Origin of the sequence: Bacillus sp. 7705b, assembly GCF_002289525.1 — a bacterium.
GTDB classification, from domain to species: domain Bacteria; phylum Bacillota; class Bacilli; order Bacillales; family Bacillaceae; genus Bacillus; species Bacillus halotolerans.
The window spans coordinates 31,928-48,823 of sequence record NZ_NSDH01000016.1 but is presented as its reverse complement, the minus strand read 5'-3'; the positions used below and the strand labels follow the sequence as shown (position 1 = coordinate 48,823).

The window sequence follows — 16,896 nt, the reverse complement described above, 5'->3', positions numbered from 1 at the left end:
AACCTCCTATTTCTCATCTTTCCCCCAAATTTTATATCCGCCAGTGTGACCTGTTTTAGCATGAATTACTCGGTCCACTAGCTCCATTTTTCCAGGAGTTTGATGGTGGTGCCATGTGTATTTCTCTGGTGTTACTCCATCTTGAAGATCAAGTAAATCATCTTCGTTCAAATCAAGCTTTTTAATCAATGATGGGTCTTCTTCAATCTGCTTATATAATTGTTTATTTAATTTGTCAAAATGTTGGTCTCTACTTTTTTTAAAGTCGGCTTTATCAAGTGTGAGTGTATGCTTTGATTCGAATATTGGAAATCCATCTTTATCATAGGGAACTTTTGTTACTGGGTGGACATCATTTTTCAAGTGACCCATTCTTAAGTTAATAGTCGTTGTTTTACCTGCACTGTTTTCGTACGTGTATGGTGCAGCTTTAACAAATTGATCATGTTTGGATTGTATTGCTTTTTTTAATATAGACGTATTCTTTACATTATGAGTATTCTCAATATCTTGTGCAATTCCTACAAGTGCAGGTTCATATCTGTTTTTAAAAAAGGGATTAATAAGGTTGTTTCCTTTTGTAATTCCTTTATTCACATGAGCAGCGGCTGTTCCACCTTCCACCACTTTACCTACTTTTGACAGCTTAGTAGTGGTTTGCACTGCGGCACCCGCACCTTTTGGACCAACGATATTACCGACTGCATAACTGATATAATGTGCTCTTGTGTATGCATCGCCATTTATCATTTTATCATTCCATGAATCGACGATGTTTGTCCAAATTATTTTAGGGTAGGAGGGGACACTTAAGACTGTTGTAATTGTTTTTGCAAGTTTTAGTTCCATAGGAAGCTGTGAATATTCCCAGGCTCCTACTACCAAGTCTTTGATGCCATATATCGTATCATCAATCGCATCGTTAAGCCCATCATTAACCCCATCGATGATATCCAATGCCGTTTTACCTGCATTGATTACACTTTCACCGACGGACTTCAGCTGTTTTGCTTGTTCTAGCTGCACCACATACTGTAACTGTGCAGGTTCAAGGTTCTCATACCCGATCTTCTTCGCAATTTCTAAATACTCATCCGGATCTGAGACACCATTCGCCAGCTTTTTCTTTAAGTCTTTTATCTCGCGTTCCTTCGCTTCTTCTTTCTTGATCTTCAAATAAGCCTCTGTACGCTTCTCAATATCACCTTTTTTCTTATGTATATCACTCTCACGGTATGCCTTGGCGTTGTAGTGAATGGGCGTAGCGTTTTTCCCTTTGCCCGTTGCTTCTTGGAGCTTTTGGAAATCTGACTTGATGAATTGTTCATTTGGCTCTGACAGAACATATTCTGTCAGTAAATCTTCGTCAAGGTCACCTAGTTTTTCAATTGTTTTTTTTCGTTTGTCATTGGCATCTGCAAGCTCATCCTTGAAGGTTTCTGTTGAAAACAAGTCGAGCGGGAGGATGTCGTCAATATCGCTTAGGATATCTTTCATGGCTTTTTTCTGTTCAGACACGATGGACTTTGATTTTTTATGGGCGTTAGCCAGTTCATGTTCTAAAAAGGATTCTTCCACGTATGCGTCAGAGAGTCCTTTGTCCTCGACAGCTCCGGCAATGCTGTTGAAGAATGCGATTTTCATGTCAATGTAGTCGATCCATTGATCAGTGACACCAACATGATCGTGATAGAATGCTTTAATGTTATTAGCGCCTTTACCTGAGAATTCGCTGTCGTCCAGTTCAGCGACGCTTTGTAAAGCTTTTCTCAAGTTGACCATTTGCGTCCTTAGTTCTTTATATTCTTTGGCGCGGTCTGTAGCTTCAGACATAAGTGTTTTAGCTTCAAAGACTTTCATAATCATACCCTCTCATTTAATCATATAACAAAATATTACCATGGAAGAATGATGAAACTAACTGTTATGTGGATCAAAGGGTGGAAATGAATCATTCGATCTGTGTCATTTTACCTATTTTCTGATCCTTTCAATAAAAGGGGACTTTCCAATTGTAACATCGCCATCATGAAAAAATTCGATAACGTAGCCGGATTCACTAAACATAAAAGTATCTGATCCAACGGCAGTTACATCATCAATTACGTTTAATGCATGCTCAAGACTGGTTTTTAATGCTGGCTGATCTCCGTAACCCCAAAGAATAATAATGTTCCTATCTTTAAAATGGTGTTTAGCTAGCCACTCGTCAATCTCTTCCTCGTAATCTATAGGTTGGTGACAACAAACTTCTTCCCACTTGATTCGTCCCCAAGATGTAAAGGGGAAACTGTTTGAAAGTAGTTCATAATATTTTGCCGATAATTCTTCTGATAAGATTTCTTTGTTTTTTCCTAGAGCTTCTAAGCATTCATCATATAAGTCCAAAATTTTCACCTCAAAAGCTTTATGTATGATGGGTTTTTTCAGTATTAGAAATAAGAAAAAGCCGTTATGAAACGGCCTAAAGGGAATCAGAACTAATGTTGTTTATCGAATCAAACAAGGAATTCATGAGTAGGTGCTAGAGTTACATTCCGGGATGCTTCCTTCATTTCGCCATTAGACATAGATCCGAAAAAGGCAAGTCCAATTAAAACGGCGGATAAACTGATAAACAATTTAGATTTCATACATGCATTCCCCTTTCGATATTTGCTTTTGAGCATATACCATCTTCTTGAAACAGATGATACTATCCTCTATTTTTCCATTATAATCGAAAAGGTTGCCTCCTAACAATGCCAGCTCTTCCAGATAAGGGTATCCTTTGCCGTTCTCTAAACGAGAAAAAATGTTGAGGAGTTTAGGTGTATCGCCATTTCTTATATAAAGAACGTCTAATGCTTCAAATAAGTTCATAAAAAGTTCGTCTTTAAAATCTACAGCACTTCTGATTCCTTTGCGGAAGCAATCCATTGCCTGTTCTTTTTTGCCTTGTTTAAAATAAATCAACGCTAGGTCATGATAAGCTTGCGGAAGTACGTCAGAGTTTATTTTTCTGTATTGAACCAAGGCTTGTTCGATGTAACGTGCAGCCTTATTTAAGTTGTCCATTTTGTGATAGCAATTGCCGAGATTGAAAAATGCAGTGGCATAGATGTGAGTATTTTTACTTTTGAGCAGCTCAGCACCTTTTAAAGCTTCTTGAAGGTGGGGGAGAGCTTTTTCATGATTTTCAAGGTCATCGTAGTTGCCAGCAATAACAAAATGGCACTGTATACGTCGAACAGAATAAAGCTCGTGTTTCTTATAGATGTTGTATGAAAGCTCAGCGTAATGCATCGAAATGTGTGTCATTTTCATATGATAATAGACTTCAGACAGTTTAAAATAAAACTCAGCTTTTTCAATCTTGTCGGAGATTGTTGGAATTTTACGTTCAGCTTTTTTGTAATATGTAATGGCCTTTGTGTATTCACCGTTTCTAAACTCATACATCCCACGGAAGAAGTTATAATAGTATGCACGCATATTGTCTAGTTTTTTCTTATGGCCTTCAATTTTCTTCGAATATTCTGAAAGTTCCATTCGGTTTTCATCAGATGGCAGCGTGTATTCCAACATGATTTTATGGCGAAAGGCCATTAGTTGATAATAAATAAGCAAGTCTTGATCTTCTTCCATAACCTCTATATCACGTTCTATTTCAGCCTTTAACATTTCAGCATCAGTAACGTTGAATTTTTGAATATGCCTATGCCATTCATTAATCTTCATTCCCACTTCAGCTGATGTGATTGATATCAAGAAATTCACCCTTCCCTTAACTCTACTAGTAATGTAAATATTAACAAGTTTTCGTTCGCAGAAAAAGGCAATAGGGCACCGCAATTTAAATTTTCGGTGGGACCGCAAGAACTTTTTGGCTTTTTAATTAAGGAGCTTCTACCAGGTTATGGAGAGATGATTGTCTTGCTCTATTTAAGAAAACACCAGACTATGAAGAAGCAAAAGGTGAACAGACAAAGTTAGAGGAGTAACCACATGTTTACTCCTATTTACTTATAAATTAATTATTTAAATAACGCGAAGAAGGTTAGGTAAAAAAGGTAAGTAAAAAATGGTCAATTTGCTGAATTTGATAATGCTATAATCATATTAGTATGAAAGTATTAATGAAGAAATTATTGATTTAAGGGTGTGAAACAATGATGAAAGTTATTAAACCAAAGTCTTTCTTCTTAAAGGGAGGAACAAAAGCAGTTTTATTATTACATTCTTTCACTAGTAATCCTCGTGATATGAAACAACTAGGAAGGTATTTAAATGGAAAAGGCTATACATGTTTTGCCCCTCTCTATAAAGGACATGGATTATCACCTGAACAATTAATTCAAACAACCCCCACTGATTGGTGGAAAAGTGTTGAAGAAGGTTATTCTTTCTTAAAAAATCAAGGCTGTAAACATATTGCCGTTATCGGAGTGTCTCTAGGAGGAGTGCTTGCGTTAAATGTAGGGAAAAGATTCAATGATGTTAATGGCATTGTTATCATGTCTGTACCATATAAAAGAGAAGTTGATTCATTAAAAGATCGTATTTTAAAATTTGCGAGGGCTTACAAACAATTTGAAGGAAAAGAAGAACAACAAATCTGCATTGAAATAAAAAAACTAGAAAAATTGTCGTCCGAAAGACTAGTGTTCCTCAAGGATCATATTGATATGACAATGCAAGACTTAGAGATTAATAAACCAATCAGAATCATGTACGGAGAGTTAGATGAACCATTATATAAGGAAAGTGCGAACTATATATATGATAATTTAATTACGACTAATAAAAGTGTCAAATGTTATCTTAATTCAAAGCACTTGATGACATTAGGAAAAGACCAAGAAATCATCCATTCAGATATTTTATCATTCCTTAAAAAATTACAATGGTGATTAGAGTTAAGTAAAAAAAGAGAAATCCTTTATGATGGATATTTCTCTTTTCTTTTTTTTTTATTTTTGAAAAAATAATCTAATACCAAATGCTAATAATACCGTTCCCATAACCCCTTCTATCGTTCTGTTTATACTCTCTTTTTTTAAGAAAATTCGTAATTTATGTATTAAAACGATATAAAACAAATACCAGATACCTGTCAAAATTGTAAACGTGAGTCCAAGGAAAAGAAATTGGAAAAAATGACTTTGATTACTCACGATAAATTGCGGTAGAAAACTAAGGAAAAATACGGTTGTTTTTGGGTTCAATATAGCAGTAATAAATCCTTGTCTGAAACTTTTAACTGTACTAGTTACCTTAACTTTTGCGTCCTCTGTTACTATTATGTTTTCTTTTTTAGAAAAAGCACTTTTAATTGATTTTACAGCTAAATAAATTAAATAAACAGCACCAGCATATTTTATTATTGTAAATAGTATCGCTGATTTCATTAGGATAGCAGAAAGTCCTAGTGTAGCCATTACTGTATGAATCATCATTCCAGATACCGTTCCTAATACTGTCTTTATACCACCTTTTTTACCATGTGAGAGAGTATTTTTTGTAACTAATGCAAATCCTGGTCCGGGCATAATTATGATTAGGATTGCTGTAAAGATAAATAATAAATAATTCTCCATGTTCAAATCTTCACCTTTCCAATTTTTCTTATAGTATAACTTTATTCTTTAAAATATTAAACAATATTAATGAAGATAGGCCGAATTCAATTTACAGTAATGGTGTTAAAAAGCGTCTAGCATTTACTAACTTTTCAGATACAGACAATGCTTCAAATGGTGGTTTCAAAATTGGCGCAGATCGAGTTGGTCCATAAAGAGGAAGGTGATTAGACCTTCCTTTTTTATTTGGACGGATTGCTGAACTTGCGCCCATTTTGTGTCCAAAATAGATATAAACCGATATAAATAGATGTATTGAATGACTTCATATGCTTGAAATAACAGGCTTTTGTAATTGACAATATACTTTCACTTTATTGAGGGACTCGATTTAGATGAAGATACCAAAACTTATAGGTATCATTTTTTAAATTATAATTAGCTGCTTTCTTGTTAACCTAACATTGTTTGACTAATCATGTGGAATAGTTTAGGATTAAAGTAAATATTTATATTTTATCCACTAGGGGAGCTTTTAGAAGCTGAGAAGAGACTTAAGTCCTGACCCTTTGAACCTGATTTGGTTAACACCAGCGTAGGGAAGTGAGAAAATTAGAGAGATTTTTTATCTTATCTATTTTTAAGCCACTTTCCATATGAAAGTGGCTTTATTTATTTTGAAAGGATGATATTAAAGTGACAACTAAAAAAGTTTTTTTAGCAGGGCCTTTTAAAAGTTTAGTAGACGAGAATACTGGATTGATGAGCTTACATGAAAGGGGAAAGTTGGAATCTTTAATTTCTTTTTTTGAAAATGAAGGATGGTTAGTTCATAATGCTCACAAGCGAGAAGGATGGGGGAAAGATTTCATGACACCTCAACAATGCACTAAAATTGATTTTGATGAAATAAGCACTTGTGACCTTTTTGTAGCTTTTCCTGGCTCACCGGCTTCTCCTGGAACACATATAGAAATTGGATGGGCTTCTGCCTTGAAAAAAAAGATAGTGTTATTACTAGAAAAAGATAGAGATTACGCATTCTTAATCCAAGGGTTAAATGTAGTAGCTGATGTTGAATACATTAATTTTAAAGATACCGATGATTTATTACAGAAGATTAAAAGTATCCTTATGAAATAAAAGGTGGAATCTAAATGAGAAAGAGAACTTTTCATGAAGCATATATGGAAACCCTGTATGACATCTATCACAACCCTGAATTTTTGAATTCACCGCGTGGACAAAAAAGCAAAGAAAAATTGAACTATCATCTGACCCTTGAAAATCCAGTAGAACGTGTCACTTACTTACCCTCTAGAAAAACAAATATCGTGTTTAATTTTGCTGAAGTTTTATGGTATTTGTCGGGGAGTAACAACTTAGATTTTATTAGTTATTACAATAAAAAAATGCCTTTATATTCAATGAATAAAAAAACATTAACAGGCACTGCGTATGGACCTAAAATATTTGAATTTGGAAACGCAAAACTAAATCAATGGAATAGAATAAAAAATCTTTTGACACAAGAAGACATTGATTCAAAAAGGGCATTTATTCAAATATTCGATGCCTCGGAACTCTTCGTTTCTGGAAACATTGATGTTTCTTGCACAATCGGTTTGCAATTTTTCATAAGAGAAAACAAGTTATACATGTCTTCCGTAATGCGTGCAAATGATGCATTTCGAGGAATGATTAGTGATCTTTTCTCTTTTACATTTATGCAAGAATTAATGGCGAGAGAACTTCATTTAGAAGTCGGAGAATATTTCCATAATGTTGGTTCCTTTCATATCTACGAGTCCGACAACGAATGGGCAAAAACAGTACTTGAGGAAGCTAAAAATTATAATGATACCTCGGCTTTTGAATTTCCTAAAATGCCTGCCGGGAATAATTGGCCTTTCATTGAAACAGTTTTAGAATATGAGTCTTTGCTTAGAAAAGATCAAATTTCATTGTCAAGGCATGATATTGAAACTCTAGAATTACCTGAGTATTGGGAACAGGTTCTTTTACTTTTCAGTATATATCAGCATATTGCTTATAAGCGAGATATGGACCTTTCTCTATTTCAAGGCTTACTTCCTACTTATCAATTTTTTGTTAGAAATAAGTGGTTTAATTACTTCTCAACTAAACAAAAGGAGGAAATTTAATGAAAACTTCTTGGAAAGAAGACAGTGTTGCTGGTAAATTCGATGCTTATAACGACGTTTTAGAACAAACATTAGGTTTTGAGTATGTTTTTCGTAAATTTGATAAAGCGGATATTAAAAAGGTGCTCGATTTTGGCTGTGGTCCCGGAAAGGTAGCATATAGGTTAGCTGACAGAATAGATTGCAATGTAATCGCAGTAGATGAATCAAGTAAGATGTTGGATATAGCAAAGACAAAAAGAAAACATCCACATGTTGACTATCATTTAATTGAACATGATAATCTTTCCTTCTTACCAGATCATTCAGTTGATGCTGCTATGGCCTGTTACGTCTTTATTAATACAGATAGTGATCAACGTATCAAAAGAATCATGGATGAAATTTTTCGTGTGTTAAAACCAGGTGCTTCTTTTGTTATACTCGATACAAACCCTGACTCAACTGGAATAGAATTTTCAACCTTTCGCAACGGAATACCGGGGAAAGAGTATTCTTATGGAGAAGAAAGAAATGAGTGGCTTCATGTTCCTGAACAAGAAGATTTAATTTTAAATGACTTTCATTGGCCGAAGTCAATGTACTATAAACTTTTATCTAATGTAGGTTTTGAAAGTGTAACATTACTGGAACCAACGTTAAACGATATTGACGGAGAGCAGTTAAAGGCCATCGAACAAAAATTTAAATTTAATAATTGGAAAAGTGAAAAGGAATACCCGCCTTTTATAATTTTTGAAGCAGTGAAACCTACCTTAGGAGGTGTATGAGTTGACGGATATCTATAAAGCACTTTCGATTGCTGGAACAGATCCAACCGGGGGAGCGGGAATTCATGCAGACTTAAAAACCTTCCAGGAGCAGCAAGTATTTGGAATGGCTGTTATTACATCAGTTGTTGCTCAAAACACACTTGGTGTGAAAAGTTTTGAGGAGGTATCCTTGAATAATATATCTCAGCAAATAGACTGTGTCATTGGAGATATAAAACCGGATGCTGTAAAAACTGGTATGCTTGCAAGTGTGGAAATTATAGAACTGATAGCTGAAAAATTAAAAGCGGCTAATATCCAATCGTATGTGATGGACCCAGTTATGGTTGCTAAAAGTGGGCATCATCTACTTCAAAAGGATGCCGTTAATCATTTGAAAAAATTATTAATACCTCAAACAACTGTTATTACACCAAATATTCCAGAAGCAGAAGTAATAATCGGCAAATCAATAAAAACTGTACAGCAGATGCGAGATGCTGCTAAAGAAATTGTGGAAGTATATGGAGCAAAGAGTGCTGTAGTAAAAGGGGGGCATTTGAACGGAGAAGCTCGCGATATTATGTATTTTGATGAGGCCTTCGAGGAATTTGTTTCTCCTCGCTTTGATACAAAACATACTCATGGAACAGGCTGTACTTTTTCTGCCGTTATAACTGCAGAGCTAGCAAAGCAGCACAGTATACCGAAATCTGTAGCAACTGGAAAAGAATTTATTTCAGCTGCGATTAAACATCCTTTAGGGATTGGGAAGGGACATGGGCCTACAAATCATTTCGCGTATCGCTCAATCATTAACTAAAAGACATCTACTTAAGGAGTGTTACGATGATCTATAAGGAATATGATGTATTTTTATTCGATTTAGACGGAGTTATTTATATAGGAGACAAAGCTTTACCAGAAGCTGTTTCTTCTTTAAAACGCCTCCGTGAAGAAAAGAAATCCATTCGTTTTTTAACGAATGATCCCTGTGTTACAAGAGAAACGATTGTTAAAAGGCTTCATAAACTCGGTTTTTCAGCAAGTATTGATGAAGTGATTACTTCGGGGTGGGCAACAGCTGATTACCTTGTTAAGGCTGGAATAAAGAGAGCATATATATTAGGAAATGATGAACTAAAAAACGAGATTCAAAAAGCTGGTATTGATCTTGAAGAAGACCTAGCAGAGGCTGTTGTTATTGGATGGGATAACAATATTACTTTTCAAGATATACATAAGGCGGTAAATCTCATCCGCCGTGGAGCTTCATTTATTGCTACAAATGGGGATAAAACATTTCCCACCGCTAAAGGACCAGCTCCAGCTACAGGTGCCATAGTTGAGGCTGTTAAAACGGGAGCAGATAAAAAGCCCATTATAATTGGAAAACCGGAGTCTTCAATATTTGAAAAAGTACTTGAGTCCTTTGAAGACAAAGAGAGATGCGTCATGATTGGAGATACACCTGAGACAGATATTATTGGAGCGAATCGAATGGGGATAGCTTCAATCTTAGTTTCTGATCAAAATACTTTATTTCCTGTAGAACATGACTTTAGAAATCCAGATGTTGTGATCCGAGATTTGAAGTATTTGTTCGATAGTGAAGTTAAGATAGAAGTGCGTGAGAAACCAGATTATCAATGGACAGAACAAGTTAAAGCTGGAGTCGCTGGAATAATAATCAAAGAATCAAGTTCGGTTTTATTAATGAAGCGTGCTGATAATGGTCTATGGGGCATCCCTTCAGGACATGTGGAACCTGGTGAATCAGTTGAGCAAGCGATAATAAGAGAAATAAAAGAGGAAACCGGATTAACTGTTAAAGTTTCTAAAATGATAGGAGTTTATTCAGATCCAAGCTCACAAACATTTATTTACCCTGACGGAAGAGTCAGTCACTTTATTACCAACTGTTTTCAATGTGAAGTTATTGGAGGGACATTGAAAAAATCCACAGAGGAGGCCTTAGAAGTTAGGTATTTTAATATTCACGAGTTACCAGATAATCTATTGCCAATGCACCCTAGGTGGTTGGAAGATGCTTTAGCAAAGAAAGACCTTGCTTTTATTCGTTAAGTTAACTTTATATTTTCAATTAGTAGGATGAAATATGTAAATAATTGTGAAGGGAATCAAATAGAGAAGATGCCAAAGATTAAATTGGTATCTTTTTTGTTTTTAATATAGGTTATTAAATCTCTATAGAATTATTCATGATGCGGTATCAGTGACTATTTTGTACACAAAATGAATGTAACATTATGCAAATATAAGGATTGAATGGGCTTTAACGTTTGAGATACAGGATAAGGAAAAACAAAGAATTGCAAAATGAAAAACGATTTGGCAGGTTGGATTGGGGCGTTAGGGATAACATGTAAAGAAGCAACTACCGACCGTTTTGTATGCAAAATAACAGTCGGTCCGAAAACAATTCAACCGATGGGATTACTTGCTTTTGTAACTCTTGCTGTTCTTCATAAAACTACATTACTCGTAATGTGGAATATATTGAAGAAAAGCGGATAAGATACCCATGATCCAATACGAAGATTATTTCAATAACCGACAGACATTTGAATATTTTGAGGACTTGAGAAATTAAATACTGACCAAGAATCTTCAAAATATAAGCTGTTTCGAAGATTCTTAGAAGTGAACGATGAAATCTAAAATTCAGTTTATATTATCAATGATTACTTTAAAAATTTGGTCTATTTTCACTTATTTTTTGGGATGAAATCGCAGTATGAAAGATATTACATAATGTTTTAATTCCATGTGCTAATAGTTCTTCATTTATATATGAGTAACTAATACGCAAATGATTATTTTCTTGCCCCACTGGATAACATGCTGATCCTGGTAAAAATGTTATCTGTTGTTTTTTTGCTTCTGATAAAAGAAGATGACTATCAATCCAAGAAGGCAAACTGATCCATAAATTTAATCCTCCTTCTGGTATCGTCCAAGATACACCCTCAGGAGAAAGACTTGTAAGTAAATCAAGAGCTAAATCTCTTCGGATTTTTAGAGCCGTCCTCAACTTCTTTGAGTGATCTATCATTCTTTTAGAGTTAATCAAGGGAAGAATAGCCTTTTGTGTAAGTAAAGGACTTCCTAAATCAGCATTTGCTTTTGCAGCTAATAAACGATTGAAAATAGAGCCAGAAGCTGTTAATATTCCTATTCTGCAACTCGGAGCAATCGTTTTGCTCAATCCTCTTAAATAAATTACATTACCAAACTGATCCATACTTTTAAGGGTGACAGGTGGTTTTTTTCCAAAATAAATCTCACTGCATGGATCGTCCTCCACAATAATACAATGAATACTCCCGGCTATATCAAGTAACTGCTTACGTCGTTTTAGAGACATAACAACACCTGTTGGATTATGAAATGTAGGAATCGTAAAGATTACTTTTGGTTTATGCTTTTCACACACGTTTTGGAGTATATCTATTCGCATTCCATCTTTATCAACAGGCACCGTAAGTATGGTGGCACCTCTTCCCCGAAAAATATCAATTGCCCCCGGGTATGTCGGTGCTTCCATTACAACCACATCCCCAGGTCCAACAAATGTACGAGCAACAAGATCTATACTTTGTTGAAGACCACTTGTAACTAAGATATTTTCTGGTGTGGAAGTAACCCCTGACCTTTTTAAATAGGCAGACATTTCACTCCTTAGTTGATTATCACCTTGAACATTGCCGTATATAGACAATAACTCTGGGTTCTCCGAAAGAACCTGTTGTACCTCATGCTCAAAATATCTGTTTGGAAGTAGTTTAGGATCTATCATGGACGATGAAAGATGAACTTTTTGAGGAGCTATATGATAACGAGCAAACTGGGATCTTGGTAGATAATCTTGAAGTGATAATTGCCAATCGTATGAAGGTATTGCTTCTTCTTTCTTTTTATCGCTTATTTTTGCTTTTACAAAAGTACCTTTTCCTTGGATAGAAGTAGCAAATCCATCATTTTCTAATTGTTTGTAAGCCTTGACAGCTGTAACCAAACTTACTTCCAGTTGTTTGGAAAGACTACGTACAGAAGGCAATTTCGACCCCTCATCCAAAAGTCCTGAACGGATTCGGTCAACAATAGATTGATATATTTGTTTAGATAGTGATTCCCCTCTATTTCTTTGAATATCAATTCGCACCAGAAATCCTCCTAAGTGTTATACATTTGGTTAGTATTATAGTCTTATCTGATATAGCAGATTTTAATATATTTATTTTAACCCTTGAATGAAAATTATTCATACATAAGAATAAAACGCTATTAAGCAAGTCTTCATACAGTAGTTCCACAGATGAAAACATAAAGGATAAGTGTTATAGAAATGTGTTGAGTGTTATACAAACGTTAAAGTAATATGGCACTTATAGTTAAACATAGCATTACACTTGGAAAATGGAGGAGTAACTTGTGAATCAAAAACGCTTATTACTATACGGTTTAGTGTTTTTTGTTACAGCTATTTGGGGACTTAATCTTGTTATAATTAAAGTATTGGTGGAAGATTTACCCCCTCAAACAATGACAGCTTTTCGAATTATGATGGCTGGGATTACAGCATTAATCATAATCGTTCTGGGGAAATCATTTCGTCGTTTAACGAAAAAGGAATGGATCTATACATTACTTGGAATGTTATTTGGTGTCATCTTACATCATTCGCTAATAGCAGTAGGCTTAACAATGATTGATGCTTCGAATGCTTCTTTAATTCTTGCATTAGTTCCACTCACAACCGCAATACTTGCTGTTCTCTTTTTAGGTGAACAACTGACAAAATTACGAGTGCTTGGTTTTATTCTAGCATTAACCGGCGTCTTCTTTATTCAGGGTAGATCATTCAGTAACATGCAATTATCTCAGGGAGAATTAATTTTAATTATTGCCATGTTTGTCCAAGCAATTAGTTTTATTTTCGTAAAAAAGGCAACAGAAACACTTGATTCAAAACAGGTAACAACAATAATGTACCTAGCTGGCTCAATTGGATTGTTGATTATTAGTTTTATAACGGAACCTGGTGGGGTCAATGAAATGACTTCTGCACCTTTATTTACTTACTTTTTATTTATCGTATCAGGGTTAGTAGCAACGGGAATTGGATATATTGTTTTTAATGCAGCTATTCAGCAGATAGGTGCAGGTCAAACAGCCATATTTAACAACTTTGTTCCATTTTTTGGTCTTGTATTCTCCGCTATTTTTTTAAATGAAACAATTACAATTTCACAATTAATAGGATTTGTATTTATTGTAGCGGGTGTTCTATTTGGAACAGGTTATATTGGAAGACTATGGGCGAAAAAACATAGACAGATTAACAATACTAAAAAGAGTGTGGGATAAACTATCTCTCGCCAGCTTTTTTAAACTAGATGGGAAATTTTGATATCGAAAGTGGAATGGTGGTTATTGGCACCAGTACACGTGCAATAACATAAAATATTCAGTGGTTTAATAACCTAAAAACAGTGCCCATTTTATTGAGGTATTTGAAGAATGAGGATACCAAATGAACAGGTTGGTATCTTTATTGTTTTAGCTCACCATTTTTTAACCATATTTCATTTAACGTATAGAAATGATCAAAGTGAATATAAAGAGGGTAATAAAAATTAAGTTTTCATAACCAATAATATAGATATACCATGTGAGGGCCTAATTAGTGTAGTGAAAACCGGTGGTTTTTACCATCGGTTTTTTTACTGCTTTTTTATACTCATTGAAAATCTCCTCATTTGGACAAACAGCTCCTACATAGCATTACCCAAGGGGTGATGCATTTTATGAAGGTCATAATCATCGAGGGACCGCAAGCTGACAAATGCATTAACGATTGCTATCATTATTTAATAAAACTATATAGGAAGGAGATTCAGGGTGATAGCAATATATGTAAGGGTATCGACCGAGGAACAAGCGATCAAGGGATCGAGCATCGACAGCCAGATCGAGGCCTGCATAAAGAAAGCAGGGACTAAGGATGTACTGAAGTATGCCGATGAAGGATTTTCTGGAGAGCTTTTAGAACGTCCGGCTTTGAATCGCTTGAGGGAGGATGCAAGCAAAGGACTTATAAGTCAAGTCATTTGTTACGATCCAGACCGTCTTTCTCGGAAATTAATGAATCAGCTTATCATTGATGATGAACTACGAAAGCGAAATATACCATTGATATTTGTAAATGGAGAGTACGCCAATTCTCCAGAAGGTCAATTATTTTTCGCTATGCGTGGAGCAATCTCAGAATTTGAAAAAGCCAAAATCAAAGAACGGACATCAAGCGGTCGACTTCAAAAAATGAAAAAAGGCATGATCATTAAAGATTCTAAACTATATGGCTATAAATTTGTTAAAGAGAAAAGAACTCTTGAGATATTTGAAGAGGAAGCAAAAATCATTCGGATGATTTTTAACTATTTCACCGATCATAAAAGCCCTTTTTTCGGCAGAGTAAATGGGATTGCTCTACATTTAACTCAGATGGGGGTTAAAACAAAAAAAGGCGCTAAAGTATGGCACAGGCAGGTTGTTAGACAGATATTAATGAACTCTTCTTATAAGGGTGAACATAGACAGTATAAATATGATACAGAGGGTTCCTATGTTTCAAAACAGGCAGGGAACAAATCTATAATTAAAATAAGGCCTGAAGAAGAGCAAATCACTGTGGCAATTCCAGCAATTGTTCCAGCTGAACAATGGGATTATGCTCAAGAACTCTTAGGTCAAAGTAAAAGAAAACACTTGAGTATCAGCCCTCACAATTACTTGTTATCGGGTTTGGTTAGATGCGGGAAATGCGGAAATACCATGACAGGGAAGAAAAGAAAGTCACACGGTAAAGACTACTATGTGTATACTTGCCGGAAAAATTATTCTGGAGCAAAGGATCGCGGCTGCGGAAAAGAAATGTCTGAGAATAAATTAAACCGACATGTATGGAGTGAGATTTTTAAATTCATCACAAATCCTCAAAAGTATGCTTCTTTTAAAGAAATTGAACACTCAAATCACCTGTCTGATGAATTAGAACTTATTCAGAAAGAGATAGAGAAAACAAAAAAAGGCCGCAAGCGTCTTTTAACGCTAATCAGCCTAAGCGATGACGATGATTTAGATATTGATGAAATCAAAGCACAAATTATTGAGCTGCAAAAAAAGCAAAACCAGCTTACTGAAAAGTGTAACGAAATTCAATCAAAAATGAAAGTATTAGATGATACAAGCTCAAGCGAAAATGCTCTAAAGAGAGCCATCGACTATTTTCAATCAATCGGTGCAGATAACTTAACTCTTGAAGATAAAAAAACAATTGTTAACTTTATCGTGAAAGAAGTTACCGTTGTGGATTCTGACACCGTATATATTGAAACGTATTAAAGAGGGGTGTATGCACCCCCCTTTTGTAATTACAATCTCATTTTCAATACACCGCGCAGCATACGTCGCCAGTTTTGTCCCTTTTCCGGCGGAATAGCTTTCAATTCCTTTGATCAGCCCGATTGTTCCGATGGAGATTAAGTCCTCTGCGTCTTCACCTGTATTTTCAAACTTTTTTACAATATGGGCGACCAAGCGAAGATTATGCTCAATCAGCATGTTTCTGGCATGTTCATCCCCTTTAGCCATGAGCTCTAAGTATTTTTTTTCGTCGCTGCTTGAGAGCGGTTGTGGAAAGGCATTGTTTTTCACGTAAGATACTAAAAAGACAAGCTCTTTAACTACAAAACCGAGCGCTGCGAAAACACCTGTCACCATCGTCACCTCCACATGATTATGTAGGCAAAAGCCTATATGTCAATGTATGTGATCGGAAGGCTGTCTGTGTCTGTACCGGGAAATTTCTCAATGGGGAGCTTAGGTTTTGTTTTTTAAAATAATCTTTACGCTGCCCCCATACATTTAAATGAACGAAACTGTATGGGGGGATGAGGATGAAAAGATGGATGGCAATGCTTCTTCTGGCGGCAGCAGTTTTTCTTGGTTTATTGGGAAAGGATATGACGGCTCCGCAACAGGTCAAGGGGGCTGCTTTATATGACAAAGTTTTATATTTTCCGTTGTCTCGTTATCCGGAAACCGGGGATCATATAAGAGATGCGATTGCCGAAGGACATTCTGATATATGTACAATTGATCGTGATGGAGCGGACAAAAGGCGGGAGGAATCATTAAAAGGAATTCCGACGAAGCCTGGCTACGATCGGGATGAATGGCCGATGGCAGTTTGTGAAGAAGGAGGTGCCGGAGCCGATGTCCGATATGTAACGCCTTCTGATAATCGCGGCGCCGGTTCATGGGTAGGAAATCAAATGAGCAGTTATCCAGATGGCACCAAAGTGTTGTTTATTGTTCAGTGATAAAAGAAGA

At 35.6% G+C, this 16,896-nt stretch carries 15 protein-coding genes, 2 pseudogenes and 1 riboswitch; of the genes and pseudogenes, 10 read left to right on the top strand and 7 right to left on the bottom strand.

What is annotated here, in order from left to right:
* Nucleotides 1-6: 6 nt before the first annotated feature.
* From CJU60_RS07055 to rapE, 4 genes are all read right to left on the bottom strand, one after another.
* Entirely contained in the window at nt 7-1,860 is a 1,854-nt protein-coding gene (locus tag CJU60_RS07055; RefSeq protein ID WP_095713340.1) for a T7SS effector LXG polymorphic toxin, read from the bottom strand.
* Nucleotides 1,861-1,974: 114 nt separating this feature from the next.
* Nucleotides 1,975-2,388, bottom strand: coding sequence for a CDI toxin immunity protein (locus tag CJU60_RS22150; RefSeq protein ID WP_483294925.1), 414 nt, complete (start codon nt 2,386-2,388; stop codon nt 1,975-1,977).
* A 110-nt stretch (nt 2,389-2,498) separates the two neighbouring features.
* Nucleotides 2,499-2,633 (bottom strand): phosphatase RapE inhibitor PhrE, encoded by a 135-nt coding sequence (gene phrE, locus CJU60_RS07045; RefSeq protein ID WP_014114495.1) that lies wholly within the window; start codon nt 2,631-2,633, stop codon nt 2,499-2,501.
* Nucleotides 2,623-3,750, bottom strand: coding sequence for a response regulator aspartate phosphatase RapE (rapE, locus tag CJU60_RS07040; protein ID WP_095713339.1), 1,128 nt, complete (start codon nt 3,748-3,750; stop codon nt 2,623-2,625). Before rapE ends, phrE begins: the two co-directional genes overlap by 11 nt.
* Nucleotides 3,751-4,151: 401 nt before the next feature.
* Between rapE and CJU60_RS07035 the strand changes: the two genes are divergently transcribed.
* A complete protein-coding gene (locus tag CJU60_RS07035; RefSeq protein WP_095713338.1) occupies nt 4,152-4,892 on the top strand; it encodes an alpha/beta hydrolase in 741 nt (246 codons plus the stop codon).
* A gap of 60 nt (nt 4,893-4,952) precedes the next feature.
* On the opposite strand, the gene CJU60_RS07030 is transcribed toward CJU60_RS07035, so the two are convergent.
* A complete protein-coding gene (locus CJU60_RS07030) occupies nt 4,953-5,579 on the bottom strand; it encodes a LysE family translocator (RefSeq protein ID WP_095713337.1) in 627 nt (208 codons plus the stop codon).
* Nucleotides 5,580-6,076: 497 nt separating this feature from the next.
* Nucleotides 6,077-6,180, top strand: a riboswitch (TPP riboswitch).
* Between the two features lie 77 nt (nt 6,181-6,257).
* Here CJU60_RS07030 and CJU60_RS07025 point away from each other — a divergent pair.
* From CJU60_RS07025 to CJU60_RS07005, 5 genes are read left to right on the top strand one after another with little or no spacing between them, the layout of a single operon-like run.
* Entirely contained in the window at nt 6,258-6,704 is a 447-nt protein-coding gene (locus CJU60_RS07025; protein ID WP_071578506.1) for a nucleoside 2-deoxyribosyltransferase, read from the top strand.
* A 14-nt stretch (nt 6,705-6,718) separates the two neighbouring features.
* On the top strand, nt 6,719-7,726 hold the full coding sequence (locus CJU60_RS07020) for a thymidylate synthase (protein ID WP_095713336.1): 1,008 nt from the start codon (nt 6,719-6,721) through the stop codon (nt 7,724-7,726).
* Nucleotides 7,726-8,496 carry a class I SAM-dependent methyltransferase gene (locus CJU60_RS07015; protein WP_072183287.1) on the top strand — a complete coding sequence of 257 codons (771 nt, stop codon included), beginning with the start codon at nt 7,726-7,728 and terminating at the stop codon, nt 8,494-8,496. Before CJU60_RS07020 ends, CJU60_RS07015 begins: the two co-directional genes overlap by 1 nt.
* A gap of 1 nt (nt 8,497) precedes the next feature.
* Complete coding sequence (gene thiD / locus CJU60_RS07010) at nt 8,498-9,301, top strand: bifunctional hydroxymethylpyrimidine kinase/phosphomethylpyrimidine kinase (protein WP_095713335.1); 804 nt, start codon at nt 8,498-8,500, stop codon at nt 9,299-9,301.
* Nucleotides 9,302-9,327: 26 nt separating this feature from the next.
* A complete protein-coding gene (locus CJU60_RS07005) occupies nt 9,328-10,563 on the top strand; it encodes a TIGR01459 family HAD-type hydrolase (protein ID WP_095713334.1) in 1,236 nt (411 codons plus the stop codon).
* A gap of 625 nt (nt 10,564-11,188) precedes the next feature.
* On the opposite strand, the gene pdxR is transcribed toward CJU60_RS07005, so the two are convergent.
* Nucleotides 11,189-12,664 carry a MocR-like pyridoxine biosynthesis transcription factor PdxR gene (pdxR, locus tag CJU60_RS06995; protein ID WP_095713332.1) on the bottom strand — a complete coding sequence of 492 codons (1,476 nt, stop codon included), beginning with the start codon at nt 12,662-12,664 and terminating at the stop codon, nt 11,189-11,191.
* 269 nt (nt 12,665-12,933) lie between these two features.
* Here pdxR and CJU60_RS06990 point away from each other — a divergent pair, with 269 nt between their 5' ends.
* The 3 genes and pseudogenes from CJU60_RS06990 to spoIVCA all read left to right on the top strand — a co-directional run bounded on the left by CJU60_RS06990 (nt 12,934) and on the right by spoIVCA (nt 15,906).
* Nucleotides 12,934-13,869, top strand: coding sequence for a DMT family transporter (locus tag CJU60_RS06990; protein ID WP_095713331.1), 936 nt, complete (start codon nt 12,934-12,936; stop codon nt 13,867-13,869).
* A gap of 440 nt (nt 13,870-14,309) precedes the next feature.
* Nucleotides 14,310-14,488, top strand: a pseudogene (locus tag CJU60_RS21760) (hypothetical protein).
* On the top strand, nt 14,446-15,906 hold the full coding sequence (gene spoIVCA / locus CJU60_RS06980; protein WP_255238328.1) for a site-specific DNA recombinase SpoIVCA: 1,461 nt from the start codon (nt 14,446-14,448) through the stop codon (nt 15,904-15,906). Before CJU60_RS21760 ends, spoIVCA begins: the two are co-directional and overlap by 43 nt.
* Nucleotides 15,907-15,933: 27 nt before the next feature.
* Here the strand turns inward: spoIVCA and CJU60_RS06975 are convergent.
* Nucleotides 15,934-16,284, bottom strand: a pseudogene (locus tag CJU60_RS06975) (sigma-70 family RNA polymerase sigma factor); the annotation flags it as partial.
* Between the two features lie 176 nt (nt 16,285-16,460).
* On the opposite strand from CJU60_RS06975, the gene CJU60_RS06970 reads away from it, so the two are divergent.
* Entirely contained in the window at nt 16,461-16,886 is a 426-nt protein-coding gene (locus CJU60_RS06970; protein ID WP_095713328.1) for a NucA/NucB deoxyribonuclease domain-containing protein, read from the top strand.
* Nucleotides 16,887-16,896: the final 10 nt, after the last annotated feature.